This is a genomic window from Marilutibacter maris (assembly GCF_003233695.1).
Lineage (GTDB): Bacteria > Pseudomonadota > Gammaproteobacteria > Xanthomonadales > Xanthomonadaceae > Marilutibacter > Marilutibacter maris.
The window spans coordinates 3,815,432-3,832,220 of sequence record NZ_CP029843.1; the positions used below are offsets into that span (position 1 = coordinate 3,815,432).

The 16,789-nt window shown below is 68.7% G+C and carries 15 protein-coding genes; 4 read left to right on the forward strand and 11 right to left on the reverse strand.

The annotated features are described in order from the left end of the window. Positions 1-7: 7 nt before the first annotated feature. On the reverse strand, positions 8-1,159 hold the full coding sequence (locus C9I47_RS16455; RefSeq protein ID WP_170288253.1) for a dipeptidase: 1,152 nt from the start codon (positions 1,157-1,159) through the stop codon (positions 8-10). A gap of 118 nt (positions 1,160-1,277) precedes the next feature. Between C9I47_RS16455 and C9I47_RS16460 the strand changes: the two genes are divergently transcribed. Continuing rightward, positions 1,278-3,278, forward strand: a complete 2,001-nt coding sequence (locus tag C9I47_RS16460; RefSeq protein ID WP_111267724.1) for a S9 family peptidase — start codon at positions 1,278-1,280, stop codon at positions 3,276-3,278. 28 nt (positions 3,279-3,306) lie between these two features. On the opposite strand, the gene C9I47_RS16465 is transcribed toward C9I47_RS16460, so the two are convergent. After that, positions 3,307-3,807, reverse strand: a complete 501-nt coding sequence (locus C9I47_RS16465; protein WP_111267725.1) for a lipocalin-like domain-containing protein — start codon at positions 3,805-3,807, stop codon at positions 3,307-3,309. Between the two features lie 100 nt (positions 3,808-3,907). Between C9I47_RS16465 and C9I47_RS16470 the strand changes: the two genes are divergently transcribed. Continuing rightward, positions 3,908-4,750 carry a LysR family transcriptional regulator gene (locus C9I47_RS16470; RefSeq protein WP_111267726.1) on the forward strand — a complete coding sequence of 281 codons (843 nt, stop codon included), beginning with the start codon at positions 3,908-3,910 and terminating at the stop codon, positions 4,748-4,750. Positions 4,751-4,757: 7 nt separating this feature from the next. Here the strand turns inward: C9I47_RS16470 and C9I47_RS16475 are convergent, their stop codons facing one another. The 4 genes from C9I47_RS16475 to C9I47_RS16490 form a co-directional block, all read right to left on the reverse strand. Then, complete coding sequence (locus C9I47_RS16475) at positions 4,758-5,675, reverse strand: heme o synthase (protein ID WP_111267727.1); 918 nt, start codon at positions 5,673-5,675, stop codon at positions 4,758-4,760. Then, positions 5,675-6,826: a COX15/CtaA family protein gene (locus C9I47_RS16480; protein WP_111267728.1), complete on the reverse strand. Its 1,152-nt coding sequence runs from the start codon at positions 6,824-6,826 to the stop codon at positions 5,675-5,677. Before C9I47_RS16480 ends, C9I47_RS16475 begins: the two co-directional genes overlap by 1 nt. A 98-nt stretch (positions 6,827-6,924) precedes the next feature. Next, positions 6,925-7,482, reverse strand: a complete 558-nt coding sequence (locus tag C9I47_RS16485) for a hypothetical protein (RefSeq protein WP_111267729.1) — start codon at positions 7,480-7,482, stop codon at positions 6,925-6,927. Then, positions 7,479-8,204, reverse strand: coding sequence for an SURF1 family protein (locus C9I47_RS16490; protein WP_111267730.1), 726 nt, complete (start codon positions 8,202-8,204; stop codon positions 7,479-7,481). Before C9I47_RS16490 ends, C9I47_RS16485 begins: the two co-directional genes overlap by 4 nt. Before the next feature lie 81 nt (positions 8,205-8,285). On the opposite strand from C9I47_RS16490, the gene C9I47_RS16495 reads away from it, so the two are divergent. Then, positions 8,286-8,510 (forward strand): twin transmembrane helix small protein, encoded by a 225-nt coding sequence (locus C9I47_RS16495; RefSeq protein WP_111267731.1) that lies wholly within the window; start codon positions 8,286-8,288, stop codon positions 8,508-8,510. Positions 8,511-8,631: 121 nt separating this feature from the next. On the opposite strand, the gene C9I47_RS16500 is transcribed toward C9I47_RS16495, so the two are convergent. The 5 genes from C9I47_RS16500 to coxB form a co-directional block, all read right to left on the reverse strand. Continuing rightward, positions 8,632-9,510: a cytochrome c oxidase subunit 3 gene (locus C9I47_RS16500; protein ID WP_111267732.1), complete on the reverse strand. Its 879-nt coding sequence runs from the start codon at positions 9,508-9,510 to the stop codon at positions 8,632-8,634. 36 nt (positions 9,511-9,546) lie between these two features. Beyond that, the gene (locus C9I47_RS16505) at positions 9,547-10,107 is read right to left on the reverse strand and encodes a cytochrome c oxidase assembly protein (RefSeq protein WP_407067530.1); all 561 of its coding nucleotides are present in this window, start codon (positions 10,105-10,107) and stop codon (positions 9,547-9,549) included. A gap of 56 nt (positions 10,108-10,163) precedes the next feature. Beyond that, positions 10,164-10,298 (reverse strand): hypothetical protein, encoded by a 135-nt coding sequence (locus C9I47_RS18125; RefSeq protein ID WP_262982910.1) that lies wholly within the window; start codon positions 10,296-10,298, stop codon positions 10,164-10,166. Between the two features lie 84 nt (positions 10,299-10,382). Further along, on the reverse strand, positions 10,383-11,996 hold the full coding sequence (gene ctaD / locus C9I47_RS16510) for a cytochrome c oxidase subunit I (protein WP_111267734.1): 1,614 nt from the start codon (positions 11,994-11,996) through the stop codon (positions 10,383-10,385). A 45-nt stretch (positions 11,997-12,041) separates the two neighbouring features. Then, positions 12,042-12,989, reverse strand: a complete 948-nt coding sequence (gene coxB, locus C9I47_RS16515; protein WP_111267735.1) for a cytochrome c oxidase subunit II — start codon at positions 12,987-12,989, stop codon at positions 12,042-12,044. A 491-nt stretch (positions 12,990-13,480) separates the two neighbouring features. Here coxB and putA point away from each other — a divergent pair, with 491 nt between their 5' ends. Beyond that, positions 13,481-16,741, forward strand: coding sequence for a bifunctional proline dehydrogenase/L-glutamate gamma-semialdehyde dehydrogenase PutA (putA, locus tag C9I47_RS16520; RefSeq protein WP_111267736.1), 3,261 nt, complete (start codon positions 13,481-13,483; stop codon positions 16,739-16,741). Positions 16,742-16,789 lie beyond the last annotated feature (48 nt).

Here is a 16,789-nt window from a genome sequence, read left to right on the forward strand (position 1 = left end):
GCGGCCCTCAACCCCACACCTCGCGCATCACCCGGGCGAAGTTGCCGCCGAGGATCTTGCCGATGCGCGCATCGGAATGGCCGCGCCGGGACAGCAGCGCGGCGAGGGTGTCGAAGCGGTCGGCGCTGTTGAGATCCGGAATGAAGGTGTACAGGTCGTCGGGACGGTCCTTGGCGAAGATGCCGTCCTCCTTCATCCCGCGCATGAACTCGCGGTTGTTGCGCTCGAACTCCGGCGTGCGCTCCACCGGCGCGATGGGCGTGTCGGTGCCGATGCCGACGTGGTCCTCGCCACAGACATCGATCGCGTGCTCGATATGGCGGACCACGTCGATCGCCATCGGCTGGGTGTCGGTGCGCAGGTAGGGCCAGAAGATGATCCCGGCCACGCCGCCACGCTCGGCCATCGCCCGCAGCTCGGCATCGGCGGTGTTGCGCGGCAGGTCGGCCAGCGCGCGGCAGCCGGTGTGGCTGATCAGCACCGGCGCCTTCGAGGCCGCGATGCCCTCGCGGATCGTGCGCTGCGAGCCGTGCGCGAGGTCGACCACGATGCGCTCGGCATTGAGCCGCTCGACCACCTGGTGGCCGTAGTTGCTGAGCCCGGCGTTGCCCGGCTCCATGCAGCCGTCGCCGACCAGGTTGCGGCGGTTGTGGGTCAGCTGGATCACCCGCACGCCCAGTTCGCGGAACATCGGGATGCGCTCGATGTCCTCGCCCAACGGCTCGGTGCCCTGGAAGCCGAAGATCATTCCGACCCGACCGGACGCATGCGCCCGCTGCAGGTCGTCATGGCTGCGGATCGCGGCCAGGTGGCCTGGATGGCGCTCGATCAAGCCATTCCACTTGTCGATGTTGGCCCTGGCCCGTTCGAACGCGGCGTCGTCGAGCCAGAAGCGGCCGGCCGGGGCGACGGTAAGCAGGGTCGCGGCCAGTCCGCAATCGCGCGCGGCCCGCAGTTCGCCCGCGATCGCCGGGTCGCCCTCCTCCAGGTAGACCAGCATCAATCCCGAGGCGCCATCGATCGCGACCGTATCCCGGTAGGGTGGCCAGGCCGGCGTCCGCGGGCCGGCCGCCATGGCCAGGGACGGCAGCGCCACGCCGGCCGCGGCTGCCGCGGTCAAGGCGGTGAGCTGTCCAAGGAACTCGCGTCGGTCCGACATGCCATTCTCCCCGATGGATGCTGTCCGGACTCTAGCGCAACCCATTCGATGGCTCACCTGCCCCCGCGGCGCCCGCGCTAAGCTCAGCGGTTCCAACGCCCCGGGGAAGCGCCACGCCATGCCGCACGCTCGAATCCGCAAGACCGCCCTGCTCGCCACCACCCTGGTCGTGGTCAGCGCCACCGTCCAGTCAGCACCCGCCACCGGCCAGGACGTTGTCCGGGTCGAGGAGGGCAACCGCATCAGCGAGGACATCCCGGCGACCCCGGACGCGCTGGTCGAGCGCCTGAACCGCTACCAGAACACCCGTGGCGCCAACGTCGCCGGCTGGCTCGGCGACGATTGCCTGCTGGTCGCGACCCGCTTCGCCGAAACCGCGCAGGCCCATCGCGTGTGCCAGCCGCTGGGCATGCGCGAGCAGCTGACCTTCTACCCCGAGCCGCTCGCCGGCATGGTCGCGGCACCGCCGCGGGCCTGGCGCCAGGGCTTCGTGTTCGCCAAGGACAGCGGTGGAGACGAGTTCTCGCAGCTGTACTGGTTCGATGCCCGGACCCGTGGCAGCACCCTGCTGACCGATGGCGGACGCACCCAGAACAACGAGGTCGTGCTCAGCCGCGACGGCGCCCTGATGGCCTACACCAGCACCGCCCGCAACGGCACCGATCGCGACATCTGGGTGCGCGACACCCGCAGCGGCCAGGCCCGGGCGGTGGTCATCGAGGGCGGCAGTTGGGGCGCCCTGGATTTCTCCGCCGACGGCAAGCGTCTGCTGGTCAGCCGCTACGTCTCCATCGCCGAAGCCCATCCGGGCGAGGTCGATCTCGACAGCGGCGAGCTGACGATGTTTCCGGTCGACGGCGGCAAGGCCGCCTTCGGCGCCTTCCGCTACGCGCCGGATGATCGTGCGGTGTACTACGTCTCCGACGAGGCGGTCGACGGCGCGCCGCAGGAGTTCCGCAGCCTGCGCCATCACGACCCGGCCGGCGGCGCGCCGGCCATCCTCAGCGCCGACATCCCGTGGGACGTGAGCGAGTTCGCGCTCGCCGACGACGGCCGCCATCTGGCCTTCGTCAGCAACGAGGACGGCATCGGCCGGCTGCACCTGCTGTCGCTGCCCGAGCACCGCCCGGTCGCGCTGCCCGAGCTGCCGATCGGTCTGCTCGGCGGCCTGGCGTTCTCGCCCGACGGCCGGCGCCTGGCGCTGACCCTCAACAGCGCGACCTCGCCCAGCGACGCCTATGTGATCGACATCGACGCGCGCACCCTGACCCGCTGGACCCGCAGCGAGGTCGGCGGCCTCGACACCGGCCGCTTCGTCGCCCCCAGCCTGATCCACTTCCCGACCTTCGACCAGGCCGGGAACGGCGGGCCGCGGATGATTCCCGCGTTCTACTACCGCCCGGCCGAGGCCGCACCGGGGCGCAGGCTGCCGGTGGTGATCCAGATCCATGGCGGCCCGGAGAGCCAGGCGCGTCCGGGCTTCAGCCCGACCGCGCAGTTCCTCGCCAACGAGCTCGGCATCGCCGTGCTGGTGCCGAACGTGCGCGGCTCGGCCGGCTACGGCAAGACCTATCTGAGCCTGGACAACGGCCCCCGCCGCGAGGACTCGGTGCGCGACATCGGCGCGCTGCTCGACTGGATCGCGACCCGGCCCGAGCTGGATGCCGACCGCGTCGGCGTCTACGGCGGCAGCTACGGCGGCTACATGGTGCTGGCCTCGCTGATGCACTACCCCGAGCGCATCCGCGCCGGCGTCGACATCGTCGGCATCTCGCACTTCGGCACCTTCCTGAAGAACACCGAGGACTATCGCCGCGACCTGCGCCGCGCCGAGTACGGCGACGAGCGCGACCCGGCGATGGCGGCGCTGTTCGACCGGATCTCGCCTCTCAACGGCGCCGCGAAGATCACATCGCCGCTGTTCGTCGCCCAGGGCCGCAACGACCCGCGGGTGCCCTGGACCGAGGCCGAGCAGATCGTCGAGGCGGTGCGCGGCAACGGTCAGCCGGTCTGGTACCTGCTGTTCAACGACGAGGGCCACGGCTTCCGCAAGAAGAGCAACGCCGACCATTTCACCGCCGCGACGATGCTGTTCTGGCAACAGCATCTGCTCAAGTGATGCGAATCGGTCACGAAGTGGGCATGCCTCATTCCTCCAGCCGCAGCCATACCGAGACTGGGATGCTGCCGTCCGGCCGCGGAGGCACCCGGTAGCTCAGCGTGTTCCCCTCCAGGGTGTAGCTGCGCTGTTGCACGCTACCTTCCCAGTTGGGGAATGAAGCCCCTTCGATGCGGAACCGCAGGACGCCCTGCTGTGCGTCCGATTCAATCGTGCCGTAGTGGGTGCTGGAACCCAGCACCGCTGCGGCGAATTCGTCGCCGCTGCCGCCGGCCTTGCCGGCGGAAGCGAAACGCGGGCGCTCGGACTTGAAGATCTGCAGCGAATAGCGCCCGTGCGCATCGACGATCAAGCGCCCCTTCGGTGCATTGCCGTAATCACGCACGCGGCTGCCATCGGCAAGGATCTTGTCCGCCGCCAGCAGGTTCCAAGTGCCGCGCAGCGGCGAAACCGGCGCCGGCGGCTCGGGTACATCACGGATGGCCAGTCCAGTCAGAGTGGCAAGGGTCATGGTGATCAAGGCTTTCATTGGCGGCTCCAAAGCAGGCGATGACGGCAGCCTACGTCGCCTGTATCATTCCAAAAAGACATCCATAGATGTTTCTATAATTCCATAATCGAATTTTTGAGTGAAATCGCTTGATGTCGACGCAGTAAAGGCCTTCGTCCTGGTCGCCGAGCTGCAGGGCTTCACCCGCGCGGCCGATGCTCTGGGCGTCAGCCAGTCCGCGGTCAGCATGAAGCTGCGCAAGCTGGAACAGCAGCTGGGCCGACGCCTGCTGGAACGCACGCCAAGGCACGTGCGTTTGTCCGCCGAAGGCCTGATTTTCCTGGCGGCCGCACGCGAACTGGTATCCAGTCACGACCGCGCCGCCGAGGCGTTCGCCATCGGAGTGCGGCGACTGGCGGTCGGCGTCAGCCACCAACTGGTCGGCGGTGAATTGCCGGGCCTGTTGCGGCGACTGCATGAACGCCACCCTGGCCTGCGGCTGGAAATGCGGGTGGCCGGCACCCGCGAGCTGATGCAAGCCTTCGAACACAATGAACTGGATGCGGCGCTGGTGCTACGTCCGGACGATGGGCGCAAGCGCGGCCAAGCCGCGTTCGCCGAGGAGTTCTCGTGGTTCGCCGCGGCCCGCTGGCAGCCCCGCGCCCACCAGCCGCTGCCGCTGGCCACTCAAGGCAACCTCTGCCGGGTGCGCGCCGCAGCGGTGGCGGCGCTCGACCGGGCCGGGATCGCATGGAACGAGGTCTTTGTCGGCAAGGGCGCGGCGGTGCTGGGCGCTGCCGCCGCCGGAGGTCTGGCGGTGGCCCTGCTGGCCAAGCGCACGGCCCCTTCCGGCACGGTCGACGTGGGTGCGGAACTGGGCCTACCGCCGATTCCCGCCCAGGACGTGATGCTTTATGGCGCGCTGGGCGACCCCGGCTCGCGCGAGGCGCTGCGCACCCTGGTGCTGGCCTTCCGCCAGTAGCGCCCGCTCAGCCGGCGTGCAGCCACGGCAGCAGCCAGTGATCGACCATCAGGAACGCGAACAGCGCCATCAGGTAGACGATCGAGTAGTTGAACACCCGCATCGCGTAGAACTCGTCCGGCGGGTCCATCAGCTTCCAGGCATGGGCGAGGAACACCAGGCCCAGCACCAGGGCGCCGCCGAGGTAGAACAGCCCGCTCATGCCGAACACCACCGGCAGCACGCTGACCACCACCAGCAGCACGGTGTAGAACAGGATCTGCCAGCGGGTGTATTCGACGCCGTGGGTGACCGGAAGCATCGGCACCAGCGCGCGCGCGTAGTCGTCGCGGCGGAAGATCGCCAGCGCCCAGAAGTGCGGCGGCGTCCACACGAAGATGATCAGCACCAGCAGCAGCGCATGCGGCCAGTCCCACTCGCCGCGCATGCCGGTGACCGCGGCCCAGCCCAGCAGCGGCGGCGCCGCGCCGGCGATGCCGCCGATCACGATGTTCTGCGGCGTCGCCCGCTTCAGGAACACGGTGTAGATCACCGCGTAGCCGATCAGCGAGGCGAAGGTGAGGATCGCGGTGATGGCGTTGACCCAGACCACCAGCACCGTCATCGACAGCACCGCGAGCACCAGCGCGAACGCCAGCGCCCTGGCCGGGGTGATCTGCCCGACCACGATCGGCCGCCACGCGGTGCGCGCCATCTTGGCGTCGATCCGCGAATCCAGCAGTTGATTGATCGCGGCCGCGCTCGAGGCCGCCAGCCAGATGCCCAGGAAGCCCAGCACCGACTCGCGCAGCGGCGGCATTCCGGGCACCGCCAGGAACATGCCCACCAGCGCGGTGAACACGATCAGGGCGACCACCCGCGGCTTGGTCAGGTCCCAGTACTGCTTCGCGGTCGCCGCGAAGCCTTGGCCGGTGGAGGAAGTCATCAGTGCTCCGGCGCCTCCAGGCGCGCCAGCAGCGACACCATCGCGAACAGCAGCACGACCGCGCCGGCGTTGTGCAGCACCGCCACCACCAGCGGCAGGTTCAGCATCACGTTGGCGATGCCCAGGCCGACCTGGACCAGCGCCATCGCCAGCACGAACACGCCCCAGCCGCGCATGCCGGGCAGGCGCATCAGCCGCACCGCGAACGCGATCAGGTAGGCGAACACCACCATCGCCATCATCCGGTGGGCGAGCTGGATCGCGATGCGGGCCTCGCCGTCGAGGATGCCGCCCTCGTAGTCGACGCCGATCCCGCGCCACAGCACGAAGGCCTCGCCGAAGTCGTGACGCGGCCACCACTGGCCAACGCAGGTCGGGAAGTCGTTGCCGCAGGCCAGCGCCGCGTAGTTGGCGCTGGTCCAGCCGCCCAGTGCGATCTGCACGCCCAACAGCAACAGGCCGAGCACCACCCAGCGCCGCAGCTGCGGGGTATCGGCCAGCCGGATCGGCGCGGCGGTCGCGCGCCAGGCCATCCACAACAGCAGCGAGAAGGTCAGCAGGCCGCCGAGCAGGTGCCCCATCACCACGATCGGCTTGAGCAGCCAGGTCACCGTCCACATGCCCAGCAGGGCCTGGAAGATGATCACCGCCAGGGTCAGCGCCGCCACGCGCGACAGGTCCAGATTGCTCCAGCGCAGCGCCGCCGCCAGCAGGATCGCCTCGCCGAGGATCGCCAGCGCCGATGCCGCGACGTGCTCGCCATGCATGTAGAGCGGAATGCCGATCGCGACCAGACCGGCCGCGACCAGGATCTGGGCCATGCCGTAGCGCCGCTTTCGCGCCGCCAGCAGGGCCAGCGCCAGCACCAGCAGGCCCAGGGTCGCGGCCAGATGGCGGTGGACCTGTTCGCGCCAGGCCTTGTGCGACTCGAACGGACGGATCGCCGAGGCGGCATGGTCGACCGCGTCGGCGCTGGCGCCGGGCCAGGTCGCGCGGCCGTAGCAGGTCGGCCAGTCCGGACAGCTCAGACCGGCATTGGACAGGCGCACGAAGGCGCCGAACACGATCACGCAGGTCGCCAGCGCCACCGCCAGCCAGGCGATGCGGTGGAAGTGCTTGGAGAAGGTAGCGGCCTTGAATGGGGTATTCATTGGATTCTTGTCATGGGGCCCCGTTGGACGCGGGCCTGTCGGTCATTTCCATCGATCGCAGCCGGGCCGCGCACGGTCCCGCTGCGGGACGCTGGCCCTCAGCGCAGCTTGAGCAGCTTGACCATGTCCTTGCGCAGGCCGCCGGGATCGAAGCCCGGAGCGTACCGCAGAACCACGAAGCCGTTCGGGTCGAGCACGTAGACCGGCGCGCCGCCGGCATCGGCCTGCGGCAGGTGGCCGCGCAGGCCGCCATCGTCGGCGATCTCGAACAGGGTCCCCGGGCGCTTGACCGCCTCCGGCCAGCGCCCCAGCCACAACACGTGGACGCGGTCGGCATCCTTGTTGAACAGTTCCCAGACCAGCTCGACCTGGCGCGCGACCTCGGCGCATTCGGTGCCGCACCCGGTGGGCGCCGCGACCACGATGCGCCAGGTACGCGCCTCCGGGTTCCACAGGTAGTCGGCGCCGTCGATGTCGCGCGGCACGCTGGCGCGGGCGTCCACCGCCGGCTGCAACAGCTCGCCGTGGTTCTTCATCCCCTCCGGCTTCCAGCCGGAGAAACGCAGCAGGCCGGCCACGGCCATGCTGCCGAAGAACAGGACCGCGATCAGGATCAGCGCGGTGCGGTTGCGGTTGCGGGTCTGGGTGTCGTTCATCGATTCGTGGATTTTCTTCTGAAAGTCAGTACCAGCGCGGTTACCAGCACCGCCAGCGCCAGCGCGAACCACTGCACGGCATAGCCGCGATGCTTTTCCGGCGGCAGGGTGTTGGGCAACAGCTCCAGGTCGCGCTGATAGCCGATCTCCAACTGCGGGTCCAAGCGCAACACCCGCGGCGGCAGGGCTTGCAGCCCCAGCGCCGACGGCAGCGCCTGCGCATCCAGCCGCGTCACCAGCAGATTGTCGCCATCGTCCGTCTTTTCGACGTCCGCGCCGACCAGGCCGGCGGAAGGCGGCCGGACCAGCAGGCCGCGCACCGCCATCCGGCCCTCGGGACGCGGCACCGCCGGCATCCGCCGGTCGCCGGGCAGTGGCAGCCAGCCCAGGTCGGCCAGCAGCATCATGCCGTCGTCTTCGGCGAACAGCCGGTACACCCGCACACCGGTGCGGCCCTCGTGCTGCTGATTGTCGAGCAGCACCGCCGGCGCGTCGACGAACTCGCCCTGGCCCTGTGTCCAGTCGTAGTCGCGCGCACGTGCGGGGTCGGCCGCGAGCGACAGCGGCAACGGCCGCCGCGCCGTCAGCACCGCCTGCGCGGCATCCAGCATGCCCTGCTTCTCGACCGCCCGGCGCGACTGCCACAGGCCGAGATTAACGAACCCGACCATCGTCAAGATCGCCAGCGTCCAGCCGACCAGCAGGTTGCGGCGACGACTCATCGGCCCGTCACCGGCGACTTGGCGGACACGGCCTGCGATAATGACAGGCTCGCATCAGCCGGCAGTCGATCGGAGGCCGCCATGAACGACTCGTTGAAGACCCTGCTGGTCATTGCCTTTCTGATCGTCATCCTCTGGAACCTGGGCGCCGGCCTCTACTACATGCTCGTCGACAAGGGCGAGAGCCGCCGCACCGTCAAGGCGCTGACCCGCCGCGTCGCCCTGTCCGTGGCCTTGATCCTGCTGGTCGTCCTGGCCAGCTACATGGGCTGGATCGAATTCCACGGCGTCGGCCGCAACCCGTAAACCGACAGCGGGATTTCGGGATTCGCAGAAAGCAAAAGAGCGACGGGGTGCCGTCGCCTCTTGCTTGGGGACGGGAATTCCGCCGCGGCGGACTCCCGGTCCCGATTTCGATGGTCCGCCCTTACAGCACGTAGACGAACAGGAACAGGCCCAGCCAGACCACGTCGACGAAGTGCCAGTACCAGGCCACCGCCTCGAACCCGAAGTGGTCGTTCTTGCTGAAGTGCCCCTTCAGGCAGCGGAACCAGATCACCGCCAGCATGATCGTGCCGAGGGTGACGTGGGCGCCGTGGAAGCCGGTCAGCATGAAGAAGGTCGAACCGTAGATGCCCGAACCCAGGGTCAGGTTCAGCTCCTTGTAGGCGTGGATGTATTCCTCGGCCTGGAAGAACAGGAACACGCAGCCCAGCAGCACGGTCAGGCCCAGGAACAGCAACAGCTGGGCGCGGTGGCCGGCCTTGAGCGCGTGGTGGGCGATGGTGACGGTGACGCCGGAGGTCAGCAGGATCAGGGTGTTCAGCAGCGGCAGGCCCCAGGCCGGAATGGTCTGGAAGCTGCCGCCGATCGAACCCGGGCCGTTGGTCGGCCAGGCGTTGCTGAAGCTGTTCCACAGCAGGCTGTGGGTCATCACGCCGTCGCCCTCGCCGCCCAGCCACGGCAGCGCGAACTGGCGGGCATAGAACAGCGCGCCGAAGAAGGCGCCGAAGAACATCACCTCGGAGAAGATGAACCAGACCATGCCCATCCGGAACGAGGTGTCGACCTGCTTGTTGTAGTTGCCGCCGACCGACTCGCGGATCACGTCGCCGAACCAGCCGAACAGCACGCCGACCAGCAGCGCGACACCGACCAGGAAGGCCTTGCTGCCCCAGCTGATGTCGTTCATCCAGCTGGCGAGGCCGATCATGGTCACGAACAGCGCGATCGAGCCGAGGAAGGGCCAGCGGCTGCTGTGCGGGACGAAGTAGACGTTGGCGTCTGGCGAATGTGCTTGGGCCATGGCGGCGGTTCCGTTCAGAGCTGGAGCGTTTACAGATCAGGGCGCGGCCCGCGGTGCGGACGTCGCGTTCCCGTGCGGGGAAGCGGCGGCCTGCTCTGCGGTCAGCACGTCGTTCTTGAAGAAAGTGTAGGACAGCGTGACCGTCTTGACGTCGGCCGGCAGGTCCGGATCGATGATGAAGCGTACCGGCATGTCGCGGGTTTCGCCCGCCTGCAGGGTCTGCGCGGTGAAGCAGAAGCACTCGGTCTTGTTGAAATAGCCCGAGGCGCGCGCCGGCGCGACCGACGGCACGGCGCTGCCGACGATGACGCGGTCGCTGTTGTTGTGCGCGTAGTAGGTGGTGTCGTAGGGCTGGCCGACCTTGACCTTCATCGTGGTCTGGTTCGGCTTGAACGCCCACGGCAGCTTGGAGTTCACGCCGCCGTCGAACTCGACCGTGACCCAGCGCGCCTCGACCGTCGCGGCCGAGGTCTCCTCGGCGGCGGTACGTTCCAAGCGGATGCCGAACACCTTCTCGCAGGCAATCCGGTACAGCGGCACCAGCATGAACGAGAACGCGAACGCGCAGACGCCGACCCCGACCATCACCACCGCCATCCGCGCGCTGGCGCTGCGGCCGCCGCCGGACGACGCCTTGTCGGTCGACGGCGCGGTCATTGCCCGAACACTCCGCTGAGCAGGAACGCCACGTACACGCCGACCGCGATCAACGCGACCCAGACCGCCGTGCGACGCGCCGCCTTGCGGCGGGCATCGAGATCATGGCGCGGGTCGTGGGATGCGGTCATCGACTGATTTGGATCAAGCGTGGCTTTCGTGAAAAGTCCGCAAAAGTCCGCACATGAAGTGCGGGCTCTTGCGAGGGATTCGCATCAATGACTGACGTCGCCGTGGGCGAGGTCGCCGTCGCGGATCACCGGCGGGGTACCGAAGGTGTGGTGCGGCGCCGGGCTCGGCACGGTCCACTCCAGGCCCTTCGCGGTCGGCCAGGCGCGAGCCTCGGCCTTGGCGCCCACGGCCTTCGAACGCCACAGGATGAAGGCCATCATGAACGGCGTGGCGAACATGCCGAACGCGCCGATCGAGCTGACCAGGTTCCAGTCCGCGAACACCACGTTGTAATCCGGGATGCGGCGCGGCATGCCGGCCAGGCCCAGGAAGTGCTGCGGGAAGAACAGCAGGTTGACGAAGATCATCGTCCACCAGAAGTGGAACTTGGCCATGCCCTCGCTGTACATGCGACCGGTCCACTTCGGCCACCAGTAGTAGACCGCGGCGATGATCGAGAACAGCGCGCCGGTCACCAGCACGTAGTGGAAGTGGGCGACCACGAAGTAGGTGTCGTGGTACTGGAAGTCGGCCGGCACGATCGCCAGCATCAGGCCCGAGAAGCCGCCGATGGTGAACAGGATCACGAAGGCGATCGCCCACAGCATCGGCGCCTCGAACGAGATCGAGCCGCGCCACATCGTGGTGACCCAGTTGAACACCTTCACGCCGGTCGGCACCGCGATCAGCATCGTCGCGAACATGAAGTAGATCTCGCCACCCAGCGGCATGCCGACGGTGAACATGTGGTGGGCCCACACGATGAACGAGAGGAAGGCGATCGACGCGGTCGCGTACACCATGGCCTGGTAGCCGAACAGCGGCTTGCGGCTGAAGGTCGGGATGATCTCCGAGACCACGCCGAACGCCGGCAGGATCATGATGTAGACCTCGGGGTGACCGAAGAACCAGAAGATGTGCTGGTACATCACCGGGTCGCCGCCGCCGGCCGCGTTGAAGAAGCTGGTGGCGAAGAACTTGTCGGTCAGCAGCATGGTGACCGCGCCCGCCAGCACCGGCATGACCGCGATCAGCAGGAAGGCGGTGATCAGCCAGGTCCAGCAGAAGATCGGCATCTTCAGCAGGTCGATGCCCGGCGCGCGCATGTTGAGCACGGTCGCGATCACGTTGATCGCGCCCATGATCGAGCTGATGCCCATCATGTGGATGGCGAAGATCACGAAGGCGACGTTGTTGCCGCCCTGCAACGACAGCGGCGGGTACAGGGTCCAGCCGCCGGCCGGGCCGCCGCCCGGCAGGAACAGGGTCATCAGCAGCAGGCTGAACGCGAACGGCAGGATCCAGAACGACCAGTTGTTCATGCGCGGCAGCGCCATGTCCGGCGCGCCGATCTGCAGCGGGATCATCCAGTTGGCCAGGCCGACGAAGGCCGGCATCACGCCGCCGAAGATCATCACCAGCGCATGCATGGTGGTCATCGAATTGAAGAACTCGGGGCTGACGTGCTGCAGGCCCGGGTGCGCCAGCTCGGTGCGGATGATCACGCTCATCGCCGCGCCGACGATGAACATGATGAAGCTGAACACCAGGTACAGCGTGCCGATGTCCTTGTGGTTGGTCGAGAAGAACCAACGCTCGATGAAGCCCTGCTTGTGGGCGTGGTCGTCGTGGTGGTGATCTGCGTGGGTGACGGCCATGGCCTAACCTCGAAGAAACGTGCTTGCGCGAAGCAAAAAGGGGGGTCAGCCGGCGACTGCCGCGTCGTCGACGTCGGCAGCGGCGGTGGCTTCGGTGTTCTGCTCGTCGGCATCCGCCGGCGCGGCTTCGTCGGCGGGCGCGGCGGGCGCGGCCTCGACCGGCGCGGGCGCGGGCTTCTGCGCCGCCAGCCACTGCTGGTACTCGTCCTTCGGCACCGCCTTGACCACGATCGGCATGAAGCCGTGGTCCTTGCCGCACAGCTCGGCGCACTGGCCGCGGTAGATGCCCGGCTCGTCGATCTGGGTCCAGGCCTCGTTGACGATGCCGGGGATCGCGTCCTGCTTCCAGCCCAGCGCCGGCACCCACCAGGCGTGGATCACGTCGTCGGCGGTGATCACGAAGCGGATCTTGGTGTCGGTCGGCAGCACCAGCACGTTGTCGACGTCGAGCAGGTAGTGCTCGTGGTCCTCGGCGGTGACGGTCTGGCGGGTCTGGCGGGTCTGCTGGCGCAGCTCGTCGCTCTTGCGGTCCAGGCGGCTGGTGAACTCCACGCCCTCGCCCAGGTACTCGTACTTCCACATCCACTGGAAGCCGGTGACCTTGACGGTCATTTCCGAGTCGCGGGTGTCGTACATGTTGATCAGCTTGCTGGTGGCCGGGAAGGCCATCAGCACCAGCAACGCCACCGGAACCACGGTCCAGATGACCTCCAGCTTGGTGCTGTGGGTGAAGCTGGTGTCGGGCTTGGCGCCCTTGGAATGGCGGAACTTGACCATCGCCACCGCCATCGCACCGAACACCAGGATGCCGATGCCGACGCAGATCCACAGCGCCAGCATGTGGGCCTCGTAGGCATTGTGCGACAGGTGGGTCACGCCACGGCCCATGTTGAGCTGCCACGGCTTGGGATCCGCCGCCTGCGCCTGCGCCAGCATCGGCAGCGCCATCACGGCGACGCCTGCTGCCCACTGCTTGAACCAACCGGCTTTCATCACTCTCGAGCCCCAGTAAATCGAATCAATCAAATGGTGTCTTGGGTTGCTCCGCGGGCTGCCCGACCCGGCCCGGTTCGCGCACCCCGGTACAGGCAGGTGTGCGCGGAAGGACCGTCCGACTCAGGTGGCTGGCGAGCCCATCGCGCCATGCGGGGGCCCATCACGCCGCGTCCGGCGCTACGGAAAACCGGGAAATGGTAGCGAGCGGGGGGCCCTGCGACAAGACGCCGCATCTCATCGACTCCCTGGCAAGGCCCGCAACTCCGCCCCCAAGCGACTGATAACACAGGCAAAAGCCACGGGGTTTGCGCTCCCGGTCGGGTTCCGGCGGCGGCCGCGCCGACCCCGGTCCGGGGCCCGTGCGGCGCGGATGCGGGCGCCGCCGCCCGGGCCGGACCATGCCGACCCTGTTCCAGTCGCCCGCGTACGGGCGCGCGCGCGCGCGGCGGCCTACACTAGCGGACTTTCCCGGCCGTTCCGTGGTCCCGATGCCCGCCAACCTCTCCCCCGCCGCCGTCGACAGCGACGGCCCGCCGTCCCGACCGATCCTGTCCCCCGAGCTGCCGCCGGTTCCCGACGCGCCCCGCGCGGCGATCACCGCCGGCTGGCGGCGCGAGGAAGCCGCCCACGTGCGCGCCCTGCTCGACGCCGCCCGCCTGCCCGAACCCGAGCGCGCCGCCGCCCAGGCACAGGCCGCCGATCTGGTGTCCCGGGTCCGCTCGCGCGCCGAGGACCAGGGCGCGATCGAAGCCTTCATGCGCCAGTACGATCTGGGCAGCGAGGAAGGCGTGCTGTTGATGTGCGTGGCCGAGGCGCTGCTGCGCATCCCCGACCAGGACACCGCCGACAAGCTGATCCGCGACAAGCTCGGCGAGGCCGACTGGAAGCGCCACATGGGCCAGTCCGAGTCGGTGCTGGTCAACGCCTCGACCTGGGGCCTGATGCTGACCGGCCGCCTGGTCGACATGAACGACGAGACCAAGCGCGACGTGCACGGCGCGTTCAAGCGCCTGGTCGGCCGCGTCGGCGAACCGGTGATCCGTCTGGCGGTGCGCCAGGCGATGCGGATCATGGGCCACCAGTTCGTGATGGGGCGGACCATCGGCGAGGCGCTGGCGCGCTCGAGGAAGGGCGGCAACGCCCGCTACCGCTATTCGTTCGACATGCTCGGCGAGGGCGCGCTGACCACCCGGGACGCGTTGCGCTACCTGAAGGCCTACCACGACGCGATCCATGCGATCGGCAAGACTCATGCCGGCGGCGACGCGACCGGCGACAAGGTGTTCGCCGCGCCCAGCATCTCGGTCAAGTTGTCGGCGCTGCATCCGCGCTACGAACACGCCAAGCGCGCGCGGGTGATGGAGGAGCTGGTGCCGCGGGTGCTGGAGCTGGCCCGGCTCGCCAAGTCCTACGCGATCGGCTTCACCATCGACGCCGAGGAGGCCGATCGCCTCGAACTCTCGCTCGATGTCATCGCCGCCGCCTACGCCGACCCGTCCCTGGACGGCTGGGAAGGCTACGGCCTGGCGATCCAGGCCTACCAGAAGCGCGCGCCGGAGGTGATCGACTTCATCGCCGAGCTGGCCCGCCGCCACGGCCGCCGCATCCCGGTGCGCCTGGTCAAGGGCGCGTACTGGGACAGCGAGGTCAAGCGCGCCCAGGTCGACGGCTACGAGGGCTTCCCGGTGTTCACCCGCAAGCCGAACACCGACGTCAGCTACCTGGCCAACGCGCGGCGCATGCTGGAGGCCGGCGATGCGATCTACCCGATGTTCGCCACCCACAACGCGCAGACCATCGCCGCGGTGTGGCAGCGCGCGAAGCTGCTCGGCCGCGAGCGCCAGTTCGAGTTCCAGAAGCTGCACGGCATGGGCGACGACCTCTACGCCGAAGTGATCCCGGCCGACCGCCTCGACGCGCCATGCCGGGTCTACGCCCCGGTCGGCAGCCACGAGGACCTGTTGCCGTACCTGGTCCGCCGCCTGCTGGAGAACGGCGCCAATTCCAGCTTCGTCAACCGCATCACCGACGAGGACATCGTCATCGACGAGCTGATTTCCGACCCGGTCGAGACGGTATCGGCATTCGAATCCATCCCCCACCCGCGCATCCCGTTGCCGGTCGACCTGTACCGCAGCTTCGCGGCATCGAACCAGCAGGCTTCGGAACAACATTTGGAGAGGAGCAATTCCATGGGCGTCAACCTGGCCAACGACGATCAGCTGCGCGCGCTCGCCGAGCAGATCAACGCCGAGGCGGCCCGGCCCTGGCGCGCCACCCCGCTGGTGCCCGGCGCGAATCCGGCCGGCGCCGACAGCGCGGTGACCAGCCCGGCCGACCGCCGCCAGGTCGTCGGCCACTGGCAGGCCGCCGACAGCGCCACCGTCGAGCAGGCGCTGGACAACGCCGTCGCCGCGCACGACGGCTGGAACGAGACCCCGGCGGCCGGTCGCGCCGCGATCCTCGAACACGCCGCCGACCTGCTGGAACAGCGGATGCCGCAGTACATCGCCCTGTGCACCCGCGAGGCCGGCAAGAGCATCCCCGACGGCGTCGCCGAGGTTCGCGAGGCGGTCGACTTCCTGCGTTACTACGCCGGCCAGGCGCGCAAGCTGTTCACCCCCGAGGCGCTGCCCGGCCCGACCGGCGAGAGCAACACCCTGCAGCTGTCCGGCCGCGGCGTGTTCGTCTGCATCAGCCCGTGGAACTTCCCGCTGGCGATCTTCACCGGCCAGGTCGCCGCGGCGCTGGCCGCCGGCAACAGCGTGATCGCCAAACCCGCGGAGCAGACCAACCTGATCGGCTACTACGCGGTCAAGCTGCTGCACGAGGCCGGCGTGCCGGAAGCGGTGCTGCAGTTCCTGCCCGGCGACGGCGCCACCGTCGGTGCCGCGCTGACCCGCGACCCGCGCGTGGCGGGCGTCGCCTTCACCGGCTCCACCGAGACCGCGCGCGCGATCAACCGCGCGCTGGCCGCGCGCGACGCGGCGATCGGCGTGCTGATCGCCGAAACCGGCGGCCAGAACGCGTTGATCGCCGACTCGTCGTCGCTGCCGGAACAACTGGTCAAGGACGCGATCGGTTCGGCCTTCACCTCGGCCGGCCAGCGCTGCTCGGCCGCACGCGTGCTGTTCGTGCAGGAGGACATCGCCGACAAGGTGATCGGCATGCTGGCCGGGGCGATGGCCGAGCTCAAGGTCGGCGATCCGGGCCAGCTGTCCACCGACGTCGGCCCGGTGATCGACGAGGACGCGCGCCAGATCCTGGTCGATCACGCCGCGCGCATGGACAAGGAGGCGACCCTGATCGCCGAGGCCGCTCTCGACGACGATGCCGCGCACGGATGCTTCTTCGCCCCGCGCGCCTACGAGCTGAAGTCGCTGGACCAGCTGCAGCGCGAGGTGTTCGGCCCGGTGCTGCACGTGATCCGCTGGAAGGCCAGCCAGCTCGATGCGGTGATCGCCGCAATCAACGCCACCGGCTATGGCCTGACCCTGGGCATCCACTCGCGCATCGACGAGACCGTCGAGAAGATCGCCGCCAAGGTCAAGGTCGGCAACTGCTACGTCAACCGCAACCAGATCGGCGCGGTGGTCGGCGTGCAGCCGTTCGGCGGCCAGAACCTGTCCGGCACCGGCCCCAAGGCCGGCGGCCCGCACTACCTGCCGCGCTTCACCACCGAGAAGACCATCACCGTCAACACCACCGCGGCCGGCGGCAACGCCTCGCTGTTGACGCTGAGCGACTGAGGCGCGCTTCCCGGACCCACAAAAAACCCCGCCGAGGCGGGGTTTTTT

Excerpts from the sequence above, each read along its gene's own strand:
- C9I47_RS16455 (WP_170288253.1), bottom strand. The coding sequence starts at position 1,159 with ATGTCGGACCGACGCGAGTTCCTTGGACAGCTCACCGCCTTGACCGCG.
- C9I47_RS16460 (WP_111267724.1), top strand. The coding sequence starts at position 1,278 with ATGCCGCACGCTCGAATCCGCAAGACCGCCCTGCTCGCCACCACCCTG.
- C9I47_RS16465 (WP_111267725.1), bottom strand. The coding sequence starts at position 3,807 with ATGAAAGCCTTGATCACCATGACCCTTGCCACTCTGACTGGACTGGCC.
- C9I47_RS16475 (WP_111267727.1), bottom strand. The coding sequence starts at position 5,675 with ATGACTTCCTCCACCGGCCAAGGCTTCGCGGCGACCGCGAAGCAGTAC.
- C9I47_RS16480 (WP_111267728.1), bottom strand. The coding sequence starts at position 6,826 with ATGAATACCCCATTCAAGGCCGCTACCTTCTCCAAGCACTTCCACCGC.
- C9I47_RS16485 (WP_111267729.1), bottom strand. The coding sequence starts at position 7,482 with ATGAACGACACCCAGACCCGCAACCGCAACCGCACCGCGCTGATCCTG.
- C9I47_RS16490 (WP_111267730.1), bottom strand. The coding sequence starts at position 8,204 with ATGAGTCGTCGCCGCAACCTGCTGGTCGGCTGGACGCTGGCGATCTTG.
- C9I47_RS16495 (WP_111267731.1), top strand. The coding sequence starts at position 8,286 with ATGAACGACTCGTTGAAGACCCTGCTGGTCATTGCCTTTCTGATCGTC.
- C9I47_RS16500 (WP_111267732.1), bottom strand. The coding sequence starts at position 9,510 with ATGGCCCAAGCACATTCGCCAGACGCCAACGTCTACTTCGTCCCGCAC.
- C9I47_RS16505 (WP_407067530.1), bottom strand. The coding sequence starts at position 10,107 with ATGGCGGTGGTGATGGTCGGGGTCGGCGTCTGCGCGTTCGCGTTCTCG.
- C9I47_RS18125 (WP_262982910.1), bottom strand. The coding sequence starts at position 10,298 with ATGACCGCATCCCACGACCCGCGCCATGATCTCGATGCCCGCCGCAAG.
- ctaD (WP_111267734.1), bottom strand. The coding sequence starts at position 11,996 with ATGGCCGTCACCCACGCAGATCACCACCACGACGACCACGCCCACAAG.
- coxB (WP_111267735.1), bottom strand. The coding sequence starts at position 12,989 with ATGAAAGCCGGTTGGTTCAAGCAGTGGGCAGCAGGCGTCGCCGTGATG.
- putA (WP_111267736.1), top strand. The coding sequence starts at position 13,481 with ATGCCCGCCAACCTCTCCCCCGCCGCCGTCGACAGCGACGGCCCGCCG.